This window comes from Streptococcus sp. oral taxon 071 str. 73H25AP (genome assembly GCF_000146755.1).
GTDB lineage: Bacteria > Bacillota > Bacilli > Lactobacillales > Streptococcaceae > Streptococcus > Streptococcus oralis_T.
On sequence record NZ_GL397254.1, the window covers coordinates 1,439,496 to 1,458,917 of the forward strand.

The 19,422-nt window shown below is 40.5% G+C and carries 13 protein-coding genes; 3 read left to right on the forward strand and 10 right to left on the reverse strand.

From position 1 onward, the window contains the following. The 8 genes from HMPREF9189_RS09245 to HMPREF9189_RS09280 form a co-directional block, all read right to left on the reverse strand. The gene (locus HMPREF9189_RS09245; RefSeq protein ID WP_000676582.1) at nt 1-1,368 is read right to left on the reverse strand and encodes a sugar transferase; all 1,368 of its coding nucleotides are present in this window, start codon (nt 1,366-1,368) and stop codon (nt 1-3) included. A gap of 29 nt (nt 1,369-1,397) precedes the next feature. Continuing rightward, on the reverse strand, nt 1,398-2,081 hold the full coding sequence (locus tag HMPREF9189_RS09250; RefSeq protein ID WP_001142578.1) for a tyrosine-protein kinase: 684 nt from the start codon (nt 2,079-2,081) through the stop codon (nt 1,398-1,400). A gap of 9 nt (nt 2,082-2,090) precedes the next feature. Next, nucleotides 2,091-2,783, reverse strand: coding sequence for a capsular polysaccharide biosynthesis protein CpsC (cpsC, locus tag HMPREF9189_RS09255; RefSeq protein ID WP_000664130.1), 693 nt, complete (start codon nt 2,781-2,783; stop codon nt 2,091-2,093). Nucleotides 2,784-2,791: 8 nt separating this feature from the next. Continuing rightward, nucleotides 2,792-3,523, reverse strand: coding sequence for a capsular polysaccharide biosynthesis protein Cps4B (gene cps4B, locus HMPREF9189_RS09260; protein ID WP_000565338.1), 732 nt, complete (start codon nt 3,521-3,523; stop codon nt 2,792-2,794). Nucleotide 3,524: 1 nt separating this feature from the next. Further along, a complete protein-coding gene (locus HMPREF9189_RS09265; RefSeq protein ID WP_000166969.1) occupies nt 3,525-4,970 on the reverse strand; it encodes an LCP family protein in 1,446 nt (481 codons plus the stop codon). Nucleotides 4,971-5,157: 187 nt separating this feature from the next. Beyond that, nucleotides 5,158-7,119, reverse strand: a complete 1,962-nt coding sequence (locus HMPREF9189_RS09270) for a peptide ABC transporter substrate-binding protein (protein WP_009755429.1) — start codon at nt 7,117-7,119, stop codon at nt 5,158-5,160. A 155-nt stretch (nt 7,120-7,274) separates the two neighbouring features. After that, complete coding sequence (locus tag HMPREF9189_RS09275) at nt 7,275-9,242, reverse strand: peptide ABC transporter substrate-binding protein (RefSeq protein WP_000837388.1); 1,968 nt, start codon at nt 9,240-9,242, stop codon at nt 7,275-7,277. A 168-nt stretch (nt 9,243-9,410) separates the two neighbouring features. Next, nucleotides 9,411-11,021 carry an alpha-glucosidase gene (locus HMPREF9189_RS09280; RefSeq protein ID WP_001156797.1) on the reverse strand — a complete coding sequence of 537 codons (1,611 nt, stop codon included), beginning with the start codon at nt 11,019-11,021 and terminating at the stop codon, nt 9,411-9,413. Between the two features lie 152 nt (nt 11,022-11,173). Here HMPREF9189_RS09280 and HMPREF9189_RS09285 point away from each other — a divergent pair, with 152 nt between their 5' ends. Then, entirely contained in the window at nt 11,174-12,658 is a 1,485-nt protein-coding gene (locus HMPREF9189_RS09285; protein ID WP_000743583.1) for a DUF1846 domain-containing protein, read from the forward strand. Between the two features lie 94 nt (nt 12,659-12,752). Beyond that, a complete protein-coding gene (locus HMPREF9189_RS09290) occupies nt 12,753-13,235 on the forward strand; it encodes an S-ribosylhomocysteine lyase (RefSeq protein WP_000032544.1) in 483 nt (160 codons plus the stop codon). Between the two features lie 54 nt (nt 13,236-13,289). On the opposite strand, the gene HMPREF9189_RS09295 is transcribed toward HMPREF9189_RS09290, so the two are convergent. Further along, complete coding sequence (locus HMPREF9189_RS09295; RefSeq protein WP_001063450.1) at nt 13,290-15,395, reverse strand: ATP-dependent Clp protease ATP-binding subunit; 2,106 nt, start codon at nt 15,393-15,395, stop codon at nt 13,290-13,292. A gap of 393 nt (nt 15,396-15,788) precedes the next feature. Further along, complete coding sequence (pflB, locus tag HMPREF9189_RS09300; protein WP_000260612.1) at nt 15,789-18,104, reverse strand: formate C-acetyltransferase; 2,316 nt, start codon at nt 18,102-18,104, stop codon at nt 15,789-15,791. A gap of 236 nt (nt 18,105-18,340) precedes the next feature. On the opposite strand from pflB, the gene dinB reads away from it, so the two are divergent. Continuing rightward, nucleotides 18,341-19,402: a DNA polymerase IV gene (dinB, locus tag HMPREF9189_RS09305; RefSeq protein WP_000904553.1), complete on the forward strand. Its 1,062-nt coding sequence runs from the start codon at nt 18,341-18,343 to the stop codon at nt 19,400-19,402. Nucleotides 19,403-19,422: the final 20 nt, after the last annotated feature.

Sequence of the window (19,422 nt, forward strand, 5' to 3'; positions counted from 1 at the left end):
CTACTTCGCCCCATCTCTCATAAATACAACTTTAACTGTCTTCAATAAAATTTCAATATCTTTCCAGATTGTCCAGCCATCAATATACTCTACGTCAAGTTTGACCACATCATCGAAATTCGTTATTTCACTTCGTCCACTAACTTGCCAGAGACCTGTGATTCCTGGTCGAAAGCTAAGACGACGTTTCTGCTCAGGTGTATATTGTTCATACTCATCCACTGTTGGAGGTCTTGTTCCTACCAAACTCATATCTCCCTTGAGAACATTATAGAACTGAGGAAGTTCGTCTAGGCTCGTTTTACGAATAAAACGTCCTACCTTCGTGATACGAGGATCATTATCTACCTTAAACATACCGCCTTCCATAGTGTTCTGTTCGAGGAGTGCTTGTTTCTTCTCTTCAGCATCTACACACATTGATCGAAACTTGTAGAAAGTGAAGCGACGCCCATTTTTACCGATACGAGTCTGAGCAAAAATTGCAGGCCCTCCATCTTTTCGAATTAAGGGAATCAAAATGATGCCAATAATCCCACAAATTAGTAGGCCAAAAATAGAACCAATAATATCAATAATACGTTTTGCAATCACATGGCTTATCTTATAAAATTTAGTTGAGAAAATAACAACACTTAGTCCTGCCATTTCACGAATTTGCTTGTCAAGAGCAAGACTGCTATCAAAAGCATTCAGATTGACCATCACATCAATTCCCATTGTCTCAAATTGTGATACAAATTCTCTGATATTGTATTGCTCCGTCGGAAGATTTATGAATACCTCGTCAACTACTTCATGAGTTGCAAAAGAAACTATTTCATCCTCTGGAATTACTGTGACATTTTCGTGTTTGAAATCTGGTTTGTCTAAAACACTAACAGCTACTAGTTTACCAAATACATCATTTGATTCGTTCAACTTATCAATCACTTTATCAATTCGAGAAGCCGCTGTAATTAGAAGAATTTTTCGGCTCCCCTTAAAATTGAGATAAAGCTGTTTTAAATATTTCTTAATCAGGAAATTTAGGAAGTAAATCAGCAAAGTATGTAAAGTCAGGAAATAAATCATGCCCCTTCTTGATATGCTAAAGCGTTCTTCCAAGAAAAAGTTTGAAATACTGATCGCTAGTGCAAAGAAAATAGTATATTTTAACGTCTTGACAAGTTCAATTAGATAACCTCTTTTAAAAAAATCTCGTCCATAATCACTAATATAAAACACGAAGTAATGAAGGAGATAAAGTATAATTACTGTTGTTGAAGCAATCTCCGTTTCTCTTACAAAACTAAGTAAGTAAGCCAATAAAATGACAAGAATACTCTGAACCACCGCCAGAGACAATTTGAATCCTTTTCCTTTCATCGTAATCTCCCTAACTTATTTCATATTTCTTATTTTTTGCCGTAGTTACCGTAGGCCCCATAAGAACCATATTTTTCAACAGAGGTATTCAATTTATTGAGCACAATTCCTAAGAATGGTTTGCTTGTTTGTTCGAGCTGCCCTTTCGCTTTTTGAACATCACGTCGATTTGTTTCACCTACTGCAGTTACCAAAATAGAAGCGTCACATTTTTGAGTGATGATAGCTGCATCGATGACAACTCCAATTGGTGCTGTATCCACGATGATATAATCAAAGTACTTACGTAAGGCATCAAGCATGGTTGCAAAATTTTCACTTTGCAGCAAAGCTGTTGGGTTTGGTGATACAGAGCCCGCTTGAATAACAAACAAGTTTTCAACATTGGTATCACATAGCCCTTGTGATAGATCTGTCGTTCCAGATAAGAACTCTGTTAGTCCAGTAATCTTCTCGCGTGATTTAAAAACCCCTGACATGACAGAATTACGAATATCAGCATCGATTAAAAGAGTTTTATAGCCCGCACGCGCAAAGGCCCAAGCAATATTTGTAGAAGTAGTTGACTTCCCTTCACCCGGTTTCACAGACGTGATCGAAATAACTTTCAAGTTATTCCCACTCAACTGTATATTGGTGCGAAGTGCATTGTAATACTCTTCAGCTTTTCTTGCCAAATCTAATTTTTTTTGTACAATCTCTAATGTTGGCATCTCTCTCTCCTATTTCAATTTATCCAAATTTGGAACTACTCCCAATAGCGCAATTTGCATCACATCTTCGACATCTTCTGGACGTTTCACTCGTGTATCCAAGAGCTCAACTAGGAGAACAGTGACAACCATTACAACCGCTCCAGCAAGAAAGCCAACCATGGTATTGCGACGGATATTTGGAGAAGATGGTGAGGTTGCCGGGCGAGCCTCTTCGAGTGTCGTCACATCTGAAACCCGTGTAACACTAATAATCTTTTGAGCTGCAACCTCTCTCAAAGAGTTGGCGATACGGCTCGCTTCTTCAGGCAAACGATCAGTAACAGAGATAGAAACAATACGCGTATCCGCTGGAACTGTCACCTTAATTTTACCAGCTAGATCTTTTGGAGGAAGATCCAGTTTCAAATCAGTCGCAACTTTTTCTAAAACGCCTTGCGAGAGAATGATTTCACGATAGTCTTTTACCAAGTAAGATCCCGCTTGCAAGTCTTGGTTGGTCAAACCAGGTTTGTCTCCCTGATTGCGGTTGACAACATAAATGCGGGTAGTACTGGTATATTCGGATTTTACGATAAAGCTACTATAGGCAAAGGCTACTGCTCCTGTCACGAATGCTACTAAGACAATCAGCAATTTTCGTTTCCATAGAATTTTTAACAAGTGGAATACATCAATTTCCATCATATTTTGTTCTTTCATTTTTTCTCCTAAATTAGTTGATCCATTATGATTTTTCTTGGGTTCTCTTTAAAGAGTTCCTTGGCCTTGTTTTCACCATATTTTTTGGCAATAATATCATAGGCTTCTTCCATATGAGGAGGTCTACGATCCAAGTTGTGCATATCACTAGCGATTACATGAACGAGGTCACGATCTAAAAAATACTGAGCTCTCTTTTTCATGAATTTATAAGTTTCTCCGAAGAGTTTCGGTTTCAAGACATGAGAACTATTGACTTGAGTATAACATCCCATGTCAATCAGCTCTTGCACGCGCTTTTCATTATTTTCTAAAGCATCATAGCGTTCAATATGGGCAATGACTGGAGTAATACCCAGCATTAGAATATCACTCAATCCCTTATGTATATCTCGATAAGGTGTATTCATGCTAAACTCAATCAAAGCATAGCGACTATCGTTGAGCGTGGGAATTAATTTCTTTTCTAACTTCTCAACGACATCCGGCGTATAGTAGATTTCAGCCCCATAGGCAATGATTAGGTCATCAGCAACTTCCTTAGCCATTTCTCGCACCATGAGAAAGTTGGTTGCGATCTTTTCTTCAGGAGTTTCAAACATACCTTTTCGTCTATGCGATGTTGAAACGATTGTTCGCACTCCTTGACTATAGGCTTCTCTTAGAAGGTTTTTACTTTCCTCTATCGACTTCGGGCCATCATCCACATCAAAAACGATGTGCGAATGGATGTCTATCATGCTATTTCCCCTCCATCACATCATTGATAGCAGCTTTTGCAGCAGCCAAGCTACTTTCATCAATTTCCATCATATAAAGGTTGCTATCTGGCATAGCGTAGGATGGAAGATCCGTTCTTCCAGTTCCTTTTAAGTCTTGGGAATTGACCTTATACTGACCACCACTATCCAACTGTGTATTAACCAAGTCCATCATGGTTTCCAAAGGCATATTGGTTTGAAGAGAATCTTGCAATCCTTGAATAATATTGTCATAATTCTTTAAAGCATCTGTTGATGTTAGCTTCTGAATGATAGCAACAATGACTTTTTGCTGGTTGCGTCCACGATCACGATCTCCATCTGCTAGAGAGTAGCGCTCACGAACAAATCCCAGAGCCTGCTCAGAATCTAAGTGGACATTTCCAACTGGGAAATGGAACTTCCCGTGTAGAGAGGTGAAATCCTGGTCATTATAAACATCTACGCCACCTAAAAGGTCAATCAACTTCAAGAACGAAGTGAAGTTCAAACGAACATAGTAATTGATATCAACTCCGTATAGGTTTTCCAGGGTATGAATCGACGAGTCTACTCCATAAATCCCCGCGTGAGTCAATTTGTCCTTTTGATTATTTCCTCCATCCGCAATCGGAACATAGGAATCACGAGGCGTTGTAGTAAGAAGGATTTTTTTGGTATCACGGTTCACTGTCATCAAAATATTTACATCTGAACGTGAGACTGAGCTAATCGGACCATAGGTATCAATACCACTCACATAAATATTGAAAGCTTTATTCTTCGATACCTTAGGCGCAGCAACTTCTTTAGTCAATTTTTTAGTGTATATTTTCTTGATTTTAGAAGCATAGTCAGGATACTCTGCTTCAATGATATTTTCAAAGACACTATTTAAGATGATTGCTTTGGCTTCACCAGAAAGCAGACTCTTATAAGCTGCTAGGTAGGAAGTCGCATTCTCAACTGTCAAGTCCTTGCTTTGGCTGGTTTTAATATCTGCTAACAACTTTTGAATATTGTCATTGTCTGTCTCTGTAGGCCCCGTAACCGTATCCAGTTGAGTCACATTATTTATTTCACTATCTTTCAAAACGACCACACTGATTGAATACTCTGAGTAATTTGACGTCGAATTGATATGATTGGTAAAACCGACAAACTGTTGCAAAGCATAGAGAGAAACTGAACTAGTCAGCACCGCAAGTACCAAAAAGAAAATCGTGAACTTTTCGGCTTTCTTATATACTATTAAAAGTAGAGCTGCGACAGCAGATAGTAAAACCAGAACTGCAGCTAAGATATTGAGATGCCTAAAGGCTAGGATGTTATGTCTAAAAATTAAGAACAACAAAGAGCCACTCAATAATAAATAAATGGCTAATAAGGCTATATTAATACTTCGCTTTACTTTCCCCGAGCGAGATCGCTTTGAACGTTTAGTCATGGTATTCCCCTATACGTTAATAATTAAGTTAATTATACCACAGAAGTAGGATAAATTCCATTTATTCCCCTAATTCTCAGCGTTTTCATTCATTTTTTTAACTATATTTTAGAGTGATCGCTTTCATTATTTAGGAGCTTGAACAAACAAAAATAAGATCCCTTGCAAGAGACCTTATTTCAACTTTTTATTTGATATGATTTTCAAATTCTTTTTGGCTCTTTTCAATAGCCTTTTTACTTTCTGCTTCCCACTTAGCCTTGGCTTCGTCGAATTGTTTCTTGGTAACAGGGTCCTTTTGCAATCTCATGTACTTATAATTATTTCCGTCACCCTTAATACCCACTAGGGAGTAGGCACGTGTAAACGGAGTTACTTTAGTTACAGAGGCTGTCCCACCATTTGACATAGCAGACATGATTAGAGAATTGTCAATCATCCAAGCTTGGGCTTCAGCGTATTTTTCATAACGCTTAGCGACATCTTTATTCTCGGCATCTGCTTCTTTCAGGAGTTGTGTATAGGTATCGAGCCCCAGACTCTTGATGAGCTCTTGGTCTTCCTTGGCATCAAGGCCAAAAATCTTGAGATAGAAGCCGGTTTCAGCATTGAAGGGATCTAGATAAGTTGATGGATCCTGGTAATCACCAACCCAACCATCAAAGTTTAAGTCGTAGTCACGAGATGCTGGATTTGGCGCTAGGAAGGCAACATTTCCAAAGTCATCTGTAGAAAGCTGTTGAACATCAATGACGATATTGTCAGAACCTAGTACTGTTTCAAGGGTTTGTTTAACCGAGTTCATACCAGAAACCGCATTTTTATTTGTCTGATCAACAGGGACATCCAAATGGATTGGGAAAGTCACGCCTTGGGCTTCCAATTCCTTTTTAGCTTCCGCAAATTTTGCTTGGGCCTTTTCCTTGTTAAAGTAAGCATCTTGAGCGTCTGCCAAATTGATACCTGACCACTCAGTTCCGTAGTTCACAAGCTTAGAAGCTGTCACTTCTCCAAAGGTCTTATCTCCCACCTGAACAAATGTTGGTGGAACCAAAGTATTACGAAGGGTTTTGCTCGCTGCCTCTTCACCGTTAGATTGAGCAGAGTAGGCTGTTCGATCAATACCAAAGTTGATAGCCTGACGGAAATTTTTATTTAAGATAGCTGTTTGAGCTGATTTCTTTTGTTCGTCCGTTGTTTTAGCGGTATGATTATAGGTTTTGCGGTTGACGTTAAAGTTAAAGTACCAAGATGTCTTGTCTTGCAAGCTATAAACGATATTGTCTTGGTATTTTTCTTTTGTCTTGGCATAGTTCGAACTATTTGGATAGACTCCCGCAATCGAGTAGGCGCCATTTTCAAAGTTTCGAATGGTCATCTCCTGATCTGACCCATCAAAGTAGGCTAACTTAACTTTTTCAATGGTTACTTTATCATGGTCATAATAGTGTGGATTCTTCACATATTCGATCGAAGATTTTGATGTGAAATCTTTTAACAGATATGGACCGTTATAAAGGATGCTGTCTGGTGTCAAGGTACCAAAGTCTTTATCCTTTGATTTCAAGAACTCTTCGTTGACTGGGAAAAGGATACTATTGGTTGTTTTTGAATTCCAGTACGGTTCTGGTCGAGTTAAAGTGTACTCGACTGTGTAATCATCCAAAGCTTTGACACCAACAGTTGAAAAGTCATTAGTCACACCCGTCACATAGTCATTCAATCCCTTGATTGAATTTTGGATCAGATCCATGGCTTGCCCCTTGTTGTCCGCAGCATATTTGATCCCAGCAACAAAATCCTGAGCCTTGACTGATGCATATTCCTCACCGTCAGCTGTATACCATTTGGCATCTTTTCTAAGCTTGTAGGTATAGGTCAAACCATCTGATGAAACAGACCAATCCTCCGCAAGAGCAGGTACGAGGTTCCCATAGCTGTCATTTTCTAGCAAACCATCTACGAGATTGGTAATAACGGCAGTGTTATCTGCATAATAATCTAGAAGATAGTTGAAAGTTGTTGGATTCGCACTAAATGTTGATGAATAAGTGCTAGTATTTGTGTTGAACTGTCCACATGCCGAAAGCAAAATCCCTGTCGCTAAGACAAGACCTGTCCCGATTAGTCTTTTTTTCATTTTCATCATCTACTCCTCAATTACTCCTCAATGTTACGTTTTATAACATAACCGTATTTTATCAAATTTATTCAAAAATGTAAAGTTACTACTTTTATGACAACTGGTGTCTCAAAACAAAAAAGGAAGCACAGTTCCCTGCAACTTCCTTTCCTGTTTATAGATTACTTAACGTGTTTTTCAAGTTCTTTTTGGTATTTGGCATTTGTCTCGATTTTTTCTTGTTGCCATTTCTTGAAGGCTTCTTCGTATTCTTTTGCAGTCACAACGTCATTTTGTAACTCCAATCCTTTGAACACAAATGGATCCCCCTTGATCCCGACTTGAGAGTAAGCTTTTGTAAATGGTACAGTACGGCTAACCGTTGGAGAACCACCTGAAGAAGCAACTGGGATTAATAGTGAGCTATCAGACACCCAAGCTTGAGCTTTAGCGTATTTTTCATAACGCTTATTAAGGTCGCTGGTTTCAGCTGCAGCATCATCCAGGAGTTTCTTGTATTTGTCCAGTCCAACTTGAGCCATCACTTCTGGATCTTTTCCGCGATTGATCCCCAAGTGTTTAAGGGCAGAACCCTTCTTAGCATCAAGAATGTTGAGGTAGGTAGCTGGGTCTTGATAGTCTGGTCCCCAACCAGTTCCGTTCAAGTCATAGTCTTTTTGGGATGGAACCTTGGCTTGAGATGTAATGCTCATTTTCTCATTATCGGTCATTTGAAGGACATCGACAATGACATTCTCTGTACCAAGTGATGATTCGATTGACTGCTTGAGTGAGTTGGTTTGTTGAACCGCGATTACATCTGTTTGTTCAACGGGGATATCCAAATGGATTGGGAAGGTAACCCCTTTGCCCTGCAATTCTTCCTTGGCTTTAGCAAAGGCTGCCTTAGCTTTTTCAGGACTGTAAATCGTATCCTTGCCATCTGTAAGGGCTACATCTTTCCACTGGTCTCCATATGAAACGAGCTCTGCCTGTGCCAACTCTCCAAAGGTTTTTTCACCAACTTGAACGTAGTCATGTGGCACTAGGCTGTTACGGATAATCTTGTTCGCACCTTCTTCACCATTCAACTGAGCAGTATAAGAATGACGGTCAAGGGCAAAGTTCAGCGCCTGACGGAAGTTCTTGTTGAGAAGAGCTTCTTTCGTTGATGTTTTTTGAGCTTCGTCTGTTTTGGCTGTTTTATTGTAAGATTGGCGGTTTACGTTAACAGTGAGGTAGTAGCTAGTCGCTTCTTGTGGACTGTAGACAATCTTATCGCCGTACTCTTGTTTAGTTGACTCAAAATTTGAACTTGTTGGGAAGAGACGGGCTGTTGTATAAGCTCCTTGTGTAAAGCTACGAATCAAAGATTCTTGGTCTGATCCATCGTAGAAAGTTAGTTTAATATTGTCAATCTTAACATTGTCCTTATCCCAGTAGTTTGGATTCTTTTCATATTCAATGACTGATTTTGAAGTCAATGATTTCAAGAAATAAGGGCCATTATATAGGATACCTGATGGGGTTGGTGCACCGTAGTCGCTCCCTTTAGAATTCAAAAATTCTTCATTAACTGGAAGCATGGTTGCAGTTGTGACCTTAGAGTTCCAGAAACTTTCTGGTTTGTTGAGCGTGTATTCTACCGTGTAATCATCAACAGCCTTAACTCCTACTGTAGAGAAATCATTGCTCTCACCACTAACATACTCTGCCAAACCTTTGATAGAATCCTGAATCAAAGAAAGACCATCTGATTTTCCGTCAGCAGCATGTTTAAGCCCAGTAACAAAGTCTTTAGCTTTAACTTCAGCGTATTCTTCTCCATCAGAAGTATACCATTTTACACCCTTACGCAGTTTGTAGGTGTAAGTCAAACCATCCTTTGAAACAGACCAGTCTTCTGCAAGTGATGGAATTAAGTTCCCATACTTATCATTTTCCAAAAGACCATCAACAACGTTTGCTATAACGTCAGATGTTGAGCTCTTGCTCGTCACGCTGTAGTCCAAAGATGATGGGTCTATTGCATAGACATAAGAGAATGTCTTGGGAGCATCCGCCTTCTTTTCACTTTGCCCACAAGCAGTTAACAGTAGGGCCGCACTCAAAACAGCACCTGCTCCTAAGAGCCACTTTTTCGATTTCATAAGTAATCTCCTTAAAGATAGTGTTTTCACCATTATACCCTATTTTTTCATAAAAGCAAGGACTTTCGCCAGATTTTTTAGAAAATTCTAACAAATATATTTTAAAGGGTTTTCTATATAATTTTTAGTAAAAAACCTCAAGCTTTTGAAGCTTGAAGTTCTCTCATTTTAGTCAGTCATTTCCACACAGAAGGCATCCCATGGAGCCAAGGTCTGTTTCTCAACTGCTTTTTTAGCTGTAGTGTTTTCAATCAAGACAGATTTAACTTTTCCTTCTACTGAAAAGTTTTGTTTTTCATTGGACAAGTTCGCCACAACTAGGAAACGACGGTCACCATCCTTACGGATATAAGCAAAGATCTTGTCAGCTGTATCCAGCAATTCAAAATCAGCTCGAATCAGCCAGCTGTTCTTCTTACGGATTTGAACGAGTTTTTGATAAGTATAGAAAATTGAATCTGGATTTGCCAGTGCTTCTTGAACGTTGATTTCTTCGTAGTTTGGATTAACTGCCAACCAAGGTTGACCTGTTGAGAAGCCAGCGTTTTTACTCTCATCCCATTGCATTGGGGTACGGGCATTATCACGACCAATGACACGAATGCTGTCCATGATTTCTTCTATCGGAACGCCTTTTTCAAGAGCCTCACGCGCATAGTTGAGGGATTCAATATCTTCTACTTGATTCAGTGTTTCAAATGGATAGTTGGTCATCCCAATCTCCTCACCCTGGTAGATATAGGGAGTCCCTCTCATAAGATGAAGTAGGATTGCAAAGGCTTTGGCAGATTTCTCACGGTATTCTTGGTCATTTCCCCAGATAGAGACGATACGAGGAAGGTCATGGTTGTTCCAGAAGAGGGAATTCCAGCCGTCTTCAACTCCTAACTCTGTCTGCCATTTGTTGAAGATTTCTTTTAACTTACTGATATTCAGCTCTTTTTGATAGTGCCATTTAGGTTGCCCTTCCTGATATTGAAGACAAATGTGCTCAAACTGGAAGACCATAGACAATTCTTGTCCCTTGGGATCAGAGTACAGTTTAGCAATCTCTGGCGTTGCTCCCCAGGTCTCTCCTACTGTCAAGAGATTCTTATCTCCAAAGGTTGCTTGGTTCATCTCCTTGAGATAGGGATGGAGCATGGGACCATTATTGACTACTTTCTCATCAGGAATCTTGCCAATCATGTCAATGACATCCATACGGAAACCGCCAATTCCTTTATCAATCCAGAAGTTCATCATCTCATAGATTTTCTGGCGAAGTTTTTCATTCTCCCAGTTGAGATCAGGCTGTTTCTTGCTGAAAAAGTGGAGATAGTACTGACCCGATTTTTCATCGTATTCCCAGGCAGACCCACTAAAGATAGACTCCAAATCATTGGGCTCATCCCGCCAGATATAGTAGTCTCGCTCGGGGCTGCCAGGATTTTCACAAGCCTCAACAAACCAGGCGTGTTCATCCGAGGTATGATTGACCACCAAGTCCATGATAATTCGAATGTCACGCTTCTTAGCTTCTGCGATGAGTTGGTCCATGTCCTCCATAGTCCCAAAAATAGCTGCAATCGCTTGATAATCAGCAATATCATAGCCATTATCATCCATCGGACTGTCATAAACGGGAGAAAGCCAAATCGCTGTAATTCCTAACTTAGCTAGGTAGTCTAACTTACTAGTAATTCCTGGCAAATCGCCAATTCCATCTCCGTTACTGTCCATGAAACTCTTTGGATAGACTTGATAGACTACGGCATTATGCCACCATTTTTCTTGCATCTGTTTACCTCATTATTTTAATAATCTATAGTCTATGATAGCGCTTTTTAAAACTTAGTGCAAGCGTTTGCCTAATCTTTTTAATTTCTTTTTTGGCTCCGTAGTTTCCTAACTTCCAATTTTTTATTATAATAGAGGTCAGAGGTAAAAAAATGAAAAAACAAGCTTTTAGTTCTGAACAATATCTGAATCTACAGCGCGACCACATTTTGGAGCGCATTAACCAATTTGATGGCAAGCTCTATTTGGAGTTTGGTGGCAAAATGTTAGAAGATTTCCACGCTGCTCGTGTACTTCCTGGTTATGAGCCTGACAATAAAATCAAGCTCTTGCAAGAATTGAAAGAGCAGGTTGAGGTTGTTATCGCCATTAATGCTAGCAACATCGAACATTCTAAAGCACGTGGTGACCTAGGCATTTCTTATGACCAAGAAGTTCTTCGTTTGATTGACAAATTCAATGAACTGGGAATTTTTGTTGGTTCGGTTGTCATCACACAATACGCTGGCCAACCCGCTGCAGATGCCTTCCGCAACCAGTTAGATAAAAACGGGATTGATTCCTATCTTCATTATCCGATCAAAGGATACCCGACTGATATGGACCACATCATCTCTCCAGAAGGCATGGGAAAAAACGACTACATCAAAACCAGTCGCAACTTGATTGTCGTAACCGCTCCTGGACCTGGTTCTGGAAAATTGGCAACTTGTATGTCAAACATGTACCATGACCAAATCAATGGCATCAAGTCTGGTTACGCTAAATTTGAAACCTTCCCAGTCTGGAACCTGCCCCTTCATCATCCAGTCAACTTGGCCTATGAGGCTGCCACAGCAGACCTTGACGATGTCAACATGATTGACCCCTTCCATCTCCAAACCTACGGAGAAACCACTGTCAATTACAACCGTGATATCGAAATCTTCCCAGTACTCAAACGTATGTTGGAACGCATTCTCGGTGAATCTCCATACGCTTCACCAACAGACATGGGTGTCAACATGGTTGGCTTCGCTATTACAGATAATGAGGCTGCTATCGAAGCCTCTAAACAAGAAATCATCCGTCGCTACTATCAAACTGTTCTTGATTTTAAAGCTGAAAAAGTCGGAGAAACTGCTGTCAAGAAGATTGAACTTCTCATGAACGACCTCGGTATCACACCTGCAGACCGTAAGGTTGCTGTCGCTGCACGTCAAAAAGCTGAAGAAACCGGCGGGCCTGCCCTTGCTCTCGAATTGCCATCTGGCGACATTGTAACTGGTAAAAACTCTGAACTCTTTGGTCCTACAGCTGCTGCCTTGATAAATGCTATTAAAAAATCAGCTGACATCGCTAAGGAAGTAAAACTAATCGAGCCTGAAGTCGTCAAACCAATTCAAGGTCTTAAAATCAATCATCTAGGTAGCCGCAATCCGCGACTCCACTCAAATGAAATTTTGATTGCACTTGCCATCACAGCTATGGAAAATCCTGACGCCGCGCGTGCCATGGAAGAACTTGGTAACCTCAAAGGTAGCGAAGCCCACTCTACCATCATCTTGACCGATGAAGACAAGAACGTCCTTCGTAAACTAGGTATCAACGTGACCTTCGACCCATTCTACCAATACGACCGCTTGTATCGTAAGTAACGATTCGAACCTCTCCACGCTCGGAGAGGTTTTCTCTCTGTTTCATGAGCTAGCTTTATGATATAATGAAAGAAGAAAACTGAAAGGATTTACCATGTCAAAAGAAGTTATTGTTGAAAGTTTTGAACTTGACCACACCATTGTCAAAGCACCCTATGTCCGCTTGATTGGGGAAGAAACAGGGCCAAAGGGAGACATCATCTCCAACTTTGATATTCGCTTGGTGCAGCCAAATGAGGATTCTATCCCTACCGCTGGTCTTCACACTATCGAGCACCTCTTGGCAAAACTCATCCGTACCCGCATTGACGGCATGATTGACTGTTCGCCCTTCGGTTGCCGTACTGGTTTCCATATGATTATGTGGGGGCGCCATACCAGTGCTGAGATTGCTGCTGTTATCAAGGATTCGCTCAAGGAAATCGCTGAGACCACTACTTGGGAAGATGTTCCTGGAACAACTATCGAATCTTGTGGAAACTACAAGGACCACAGCCTCTTTTCTGCTAAAGAATGGGCGAAACTTATCCTAGAACAAGGGATCTCAGATGATGCCTTTGAACGTCATGTCATCTAAAAGAAAAAGAACCAGTTACAATAACTGGTTCTTTTTTATTCTCAAAATCTCGAGTTAGGCTTTCTCACGAATGACCAAAACGCCATCTTCCATATCTGCTTCTAGGTGTTTGGCATCTAGGTGATCCAAGTGGAAGTCCGTTACTTTATCACGGATTTGTTGTTCAACCACGCGTCGGAGAGGACGAACACCCATGACTTCGTCATAACCTTCTTCTGTGATAAAGTCCTTAGCGGCTTGGCTGACTTCCAAATCAATATCTTTCTTAGCCAAGGTTTGGTTGACTTCAGCCAACATCAAGTCCACAATCTTAGAAAGATCTTCCTTATTTAAGTGTGAGAACTCGATAACAGCGTTAAAGCGGTTGAGGAACTCTGGACGGAAGAATGGTTTCAAGCGATCCATCAACTCTGGTTTATCCGCATCTTCTGTCAAGTTGGCTTCATAGCCAAAGCCAGCATTTGATGTTGCGATAATGACAGTGTTTTTAAAGTTAACGGTATTTCCTTGGCCATCTGTCAAGCGACCATCATCCAAAACTTGGAGGAGAAGGGTAATGACTTGAGGATCCGCCTTTTCAATTTCGTCCAATAGAATGATAGAGTAAGGATTACGACGAACACGTTCTGTCAAGGTATTGCTATTGTCATCATACCCCACATAACCGGCAGTTGTACCGATCAGCTTAGATACAGCTGTTCGGTCACTGTATTCCGACATATCCAAACGAATGATAGCATCCTTAGTTCCAAACATATCGAGCGCCAATTGCTTAGCAAGTTCTGTCTTACCAACCCCAGTAGGACCTACAAAGAGGAAGCTACCGATTGGGCGATTGCCTTCATCAAAACCAGCACGGTTACGACGGATAGCACGAGCTACAGCTTCAACCGCTTTATCTTGGCCGATAACCTTGTGTTCCAAGCGATGAGCCATATCTTTCAAACGTTCGATGTCTGAAGCTCCCATTTGTGATACTGGAATACCTGTCATCCGTTCCACAGATTCGGCCACATCATTGACAGTGGCAGTTACCTTCATATCTTCTGTGTGGTTTTCGATTTTCTTTTCTAATTCTGCAATACGTGTTTTGGCATTAAGAGCTGCTTCGAAGTCTTCTGCTTCAACTGCTTTTTCTTGCTTGTCTTTTTCTGCCTCAATTTCACGTTCAACAGCATGAACATCTGTTACTGGATGTTGAGCTGCCAAGTGAGCTGCTGTAACATCGACAAGGTCAATAGCCTTATCTGGCAAGCTACGTTGAGGAATGTATTGGACAGAATAATCTACTGCTGCTTTCAAAACTTCGTCTGGCAAGATGACATTGTGGTGTTGTTGGTAGAGGTCACGAATTCCTTGAAGAATTTTAAAGGTATCCTCTGCTGAAGGAGCATTGACCTTAACTTCGTTGAAACGACGAGCAAGAGCCGCATTCTTCAAGATAGTGTTACGGTATTCGTCTTGAGTTGTTGCCCCAATAACAGTCAATTCACCACGGGAGAGAGCTGGCTTGAGAATATCTGCAAGTCCCTTAGAGCCACTATCACCACCAGTGCTACCAGCACCAAGAATTTGGTGAATTTCATCAAAGAAGAGAATGATATTTCCCGCTTCTTTCACTTCACTAACAAGATTTTGAATGTTTTCTTCAAAGCTACCACGGTATTGAGTACCAGCCTCGAGACCTGAGATATCAATGGAAATGATTTCCTTGTTCTTAATAGCAGCTGGAACATCTCCGTTCACAATGGCTTGCGCCAATCCTTCAACGACAGCTGTCTTACCAACACCTGCATCTCCTACCAGAACAGGATTGTTCTTGGTACGACGTGAGAGGATTTCAGATGTTTCTTGAATTTCCTTGTTTCGTCCAATAACAGGATCCAACTTACCCTCACGAGCTTCCGCTGTCAAGTTACGACCTAATTTAGCAAGGACACCGTCTTGTTTCATACCTGAAGCGTGTTGTTGCATTTGCGCATCAGACTCTGCATTTCTTGGCAATTGCCCAGTTGCACGATACTGAGCAAATTCCTCAGGTGTCACTTCGCGTCCATTAATCAAGTAGCGACGGTTTTCAGAACTGTATCCTCGCATACCACCCATCAATTGGTTAAATAAATCATCCATGTTGTTAAAGTTATTAAAGTTGTTGTTCATATTTTTTACCTCATTTATTGTTTATGATTTGCGATTTCTGATATTGACTATCTTTGACCTTTGTTTTAAAAAATTTAGACTAGCTAACTTGCTACCCTAAGAATAATTTCTGGTTTTTCTTTTTTAAATAAGCCTTTTATCATCTTCTTTTCAAAGTCTGTTAGATTAAACATAGGCCTCACCCCTTTCTTGGGATTCTATACCTCATTCTCAAGGAATGGTTCATTGAAAACGAAGCTTTCTAAGGAGTTCATTTTCCTTATGTTTCTACTATATCACATTGGTCAGTAAAAGTCAATAACTTTTTGACCAAATTTGACTATTTTTAAAAAGTTTTTAGAGCACAAGAAAACCAGTTAGATTAACTGGCTTTCTTTCTATTCTAATTGAATCTTAGCTCAATGCATCATCCATTGAAAGAACTTCGTGGAAGACACGTTGTGTCAATTCAGTTTTTTGTTCTGGAGTGAGGTATTTAGTGTTTACACAGTATCCAGAGATACGCACGATAACATCTTCACCTGACATGATCTTTTCATAAACATCGTTCAAGTCCATAACGTTCAAGTTAACGTGTTGTCCACCGTTTTCGAAGTAACCATCAAGGATTGTTACCAAGTTATCAACTTGCTCATCACGAGTCTTACCAAGAGCACGTGGAGAAACTTGAGTTGTCAATGAGATACCGTCAGCTGCGTAACCAAAGTCTAGGCTAGCAAGTGAGTTCAAGTTTTGCAACCATCCACCTTTAGCTTTGTTAGAAGGGTTCGCACCTGGTGAGAAGAATTCAAGTTTAGACAAGTTCACAGAACCATCTTCGTTGAGGTATACACCTTTGTGGACTGGTGAGTTACCAGTTTGTTTAGAGTAAGCAACGTTAGATGTGATGGTCAAAAGTGATACTGTAGCTTCTGCGTTCTTGTAAAGTTTGTGGCTACGTAGACGAGTTGTGTAAGCTTCGATCAACCATTCTGCCAATTCGTTTGAACGTGGGTCATCTTCACCCCAACGTGGGTATTCACCGATTGTTTCGTAATCGTAGATGTAGCCATTTTCGTCACGGATTGGTTTAACTGTAGCGTACTTGATTGCTGACAATGTATCAACAGTGTTGGCAAATCCACAGATACCGAATCCCATGTTTGCACGTTGTTTAGTTGGCAAGAAGGCCATTTGAACAGCTTCGTAGTTGTACTTGTCTGTCATATAGTGGATGATGTTCAAAGCATCTACATAAGTGTCAGTCAACCAGTCAAGAGATTTTTCAAAGTTCGCTTTAACTGATTCAAATTCAAGAACTTCGTCACGGATAGGATCGATGTCAAATACTTTGTAGTCTTTGTGAACATCGTCGTAACCACCATTCAAACCAGTAAGAAGGGCTTTCAATACGTTTACACGAGCACCGAAGTACTGGATATTGTGGCGTTGTTCTTCGTTTTCTGGGTCGAGTGGTGACACACAGCATGAGATACAGCTCATTTCACCATATCCGTCTTTAGCCATTGTTGTTACACCTTCATATTGGATAGAAGAGTGTTTGTGGCTCATGTGCATACAGTAGCGACGGAAGTTGTATGGCAATTTGTCAGTCCAAAGAACTGTCAAGTTTGGTTCTGGTGAGTTACCGATGTTATCAAGAGTATTCAAGAAACGGTAGTCCATCTTAGTAACACGGTGACGACCGTCGTTACCCATACCTGCCATAGAAGTTGTGATGAAGGTTGGGTCACCTGAGTACAATTGGTCATATGCTTTTGTACGAGCAAATTTAACTGTACGAAGTTTCATAACGAAATCATCAACAAACTCTTGGATTTCTGATTCAGTAAATGTACCACGAGCAAGGTCACGTTCTGCAAAGATATCAAGTACGATTGGCACACGTCCTAGAGATGTAGCAGCACCGTTGATAACACGGCAGACAGCCATGAAGGCGATGTTAACCCATTGGATGGCTTCTTTAACGTTCATCGCTGGTTTGCGGACATCAACTCCGTAAAGGTCACCCAAGCGAACGACTTGTTGCAATGCTTGGTATTGAAGGTTTACTTCTTCACGAAGACGGATTGTTTCTTCATCGATTTCTTCAATTGCATTCCAATCGTTTACTTTTTCTTGCATCAAGTAGTCTGCACCGTAAAGAGCAAGACGTGCATAAACACCGATGATACGTCCACGTGAGTATGCATCTGGAAGACCAGTTACAGTGTGAGCGTGACGAGCACGACGGATGTTTGAAGTGTAAGCACGGAAGATACCGTCGTTAACTGTTGTCACATATTTAGTGAAGATTTCGTGAACAGCTGGATCTGGTTCGTATCCATTTTCTTTCAAAGTAGTTTCAGCCATACGGATACCACCTTTTGGCATGAAATTCAATTTGAAGAGTTCATCGTTTTGGATACCGAAGATCAATTCGTTTTCTTTGTCGATAAATCCAGCAGGAATATCAGCAATAGATGTTGGACGAGTGTCCATTGGGAAACGAGTTTCTTCGTAGTGTGCTTTTGTTTCTTCTACGATTTTTTTGATGTGGAGTGAACGTTCTGTTGGTCCAGCAAGGAAACTTTCATCTCCATCGTAAGGTGTGTAGTTAGCTTGAACGAAGCGAGAAATACTTGCTTTTTCTTTCCAATCTACGCCTTTGAAGCCTTCCCAAGCTTTATCAAAAATATCTTGCGCTTCAACAACTGTCTTAACAACCATGTTAATGTCCTCATTTTTCTTTCTAGTAACAAGTATCTGTTACATTCATGAGACAAGTATACCATACAGTAACCGATTTCATCAAGGGGAAAACAGCCTTTTTAGCGCTTTCTTTTATAATACAGTCTGTTTTTCAATACAATCTGTATTATATATTTGAAAGGAAAATTACTCTTTTCCATTTTTTCAGAAAAAAAGGTATAATGAATAGAAAACGACACTAGAAAGGAAGCCAAATGCTCATATTTCCATTGATTAATGATTTGTCAAGAAAAATCATCCATATCGACATGGATGCCTTTTTTGCTGCGGTGGAAATCAGAGATAATCCTAAGTTAAAGGGCAAACCTGTCATCATCGGGAGTGACCCCAGACAAACAGGTGGGCGTGGCGTCGTTTCTACCTGTAGCTATGAGGCGCGAGCTTTTGGTGTTCATTCAGCCATGAGTTCTAAAGAAGCTTATGAACGTTGTCCTCAAGCCGTCTTTATCTCTGGAAATTATGAAAAGTATAAGGTAGTGGGTCTTCAGATTCGAGCTATTTTTAAACGCTACACGGATTTGATCGAACCTATGAGTATTGACGAGGCTTACTTAGATGTGACGGAAAATAAACTCGGTATCAAGTCGGCCGTCAAAATAGCCCGTCTCATCCAACAAGATATCTGGCAGGAACTACACCTGACTGCTTCTGCAGGTGTTTCTTATAACAAATTCCTAGCTAAAATGGCTAGTGACTATCAAAAACCACATGGTTTAACAGTCATCCTCCCAGATCAGGCTGAGGATTTTCTCAAACAAATGGACATTGCTAAATTTCACGGTGTGGGCAAAAAAACAGTTGAACGCCTTCATGAAATGAGCATTTATACTGGTGAAGACTTATTGGCTGTTTCTGAAGTCACTTTAATCGATCGGTTTGGCAGACTCGGTTTTGATCTTTATCGAAAGGCTAGGGGCATTCATAATTCACCGGTCAAGGCCAATCGTATTCGCAAGTCCATTGGCAAGGAAAAAACCTACGGAAAAATCCTGCAAGTAGAAGAAGACATCAAAAAAGAGCTAACTCTTCTCTCAGAAAAGGTAGCTCACAATCTCAGCCAACAAGGCAAAGCTGGAAAAATCATTATCCTAAAAATACGATATGCTGACTTCTCTACTCTAACTAGACGGAAAAGCCTCCCACAAGCAACACAGGATGCTAGTCAGATTTCTCAAACTGCCCTTCAACTCTACGAAGAACTAGCTGAAAAAGAGAAAGGCGTTCGTCTACTAGGAATTACAGTGACAGGATTTTAAAAAGCTTGAAGGAATCTCCC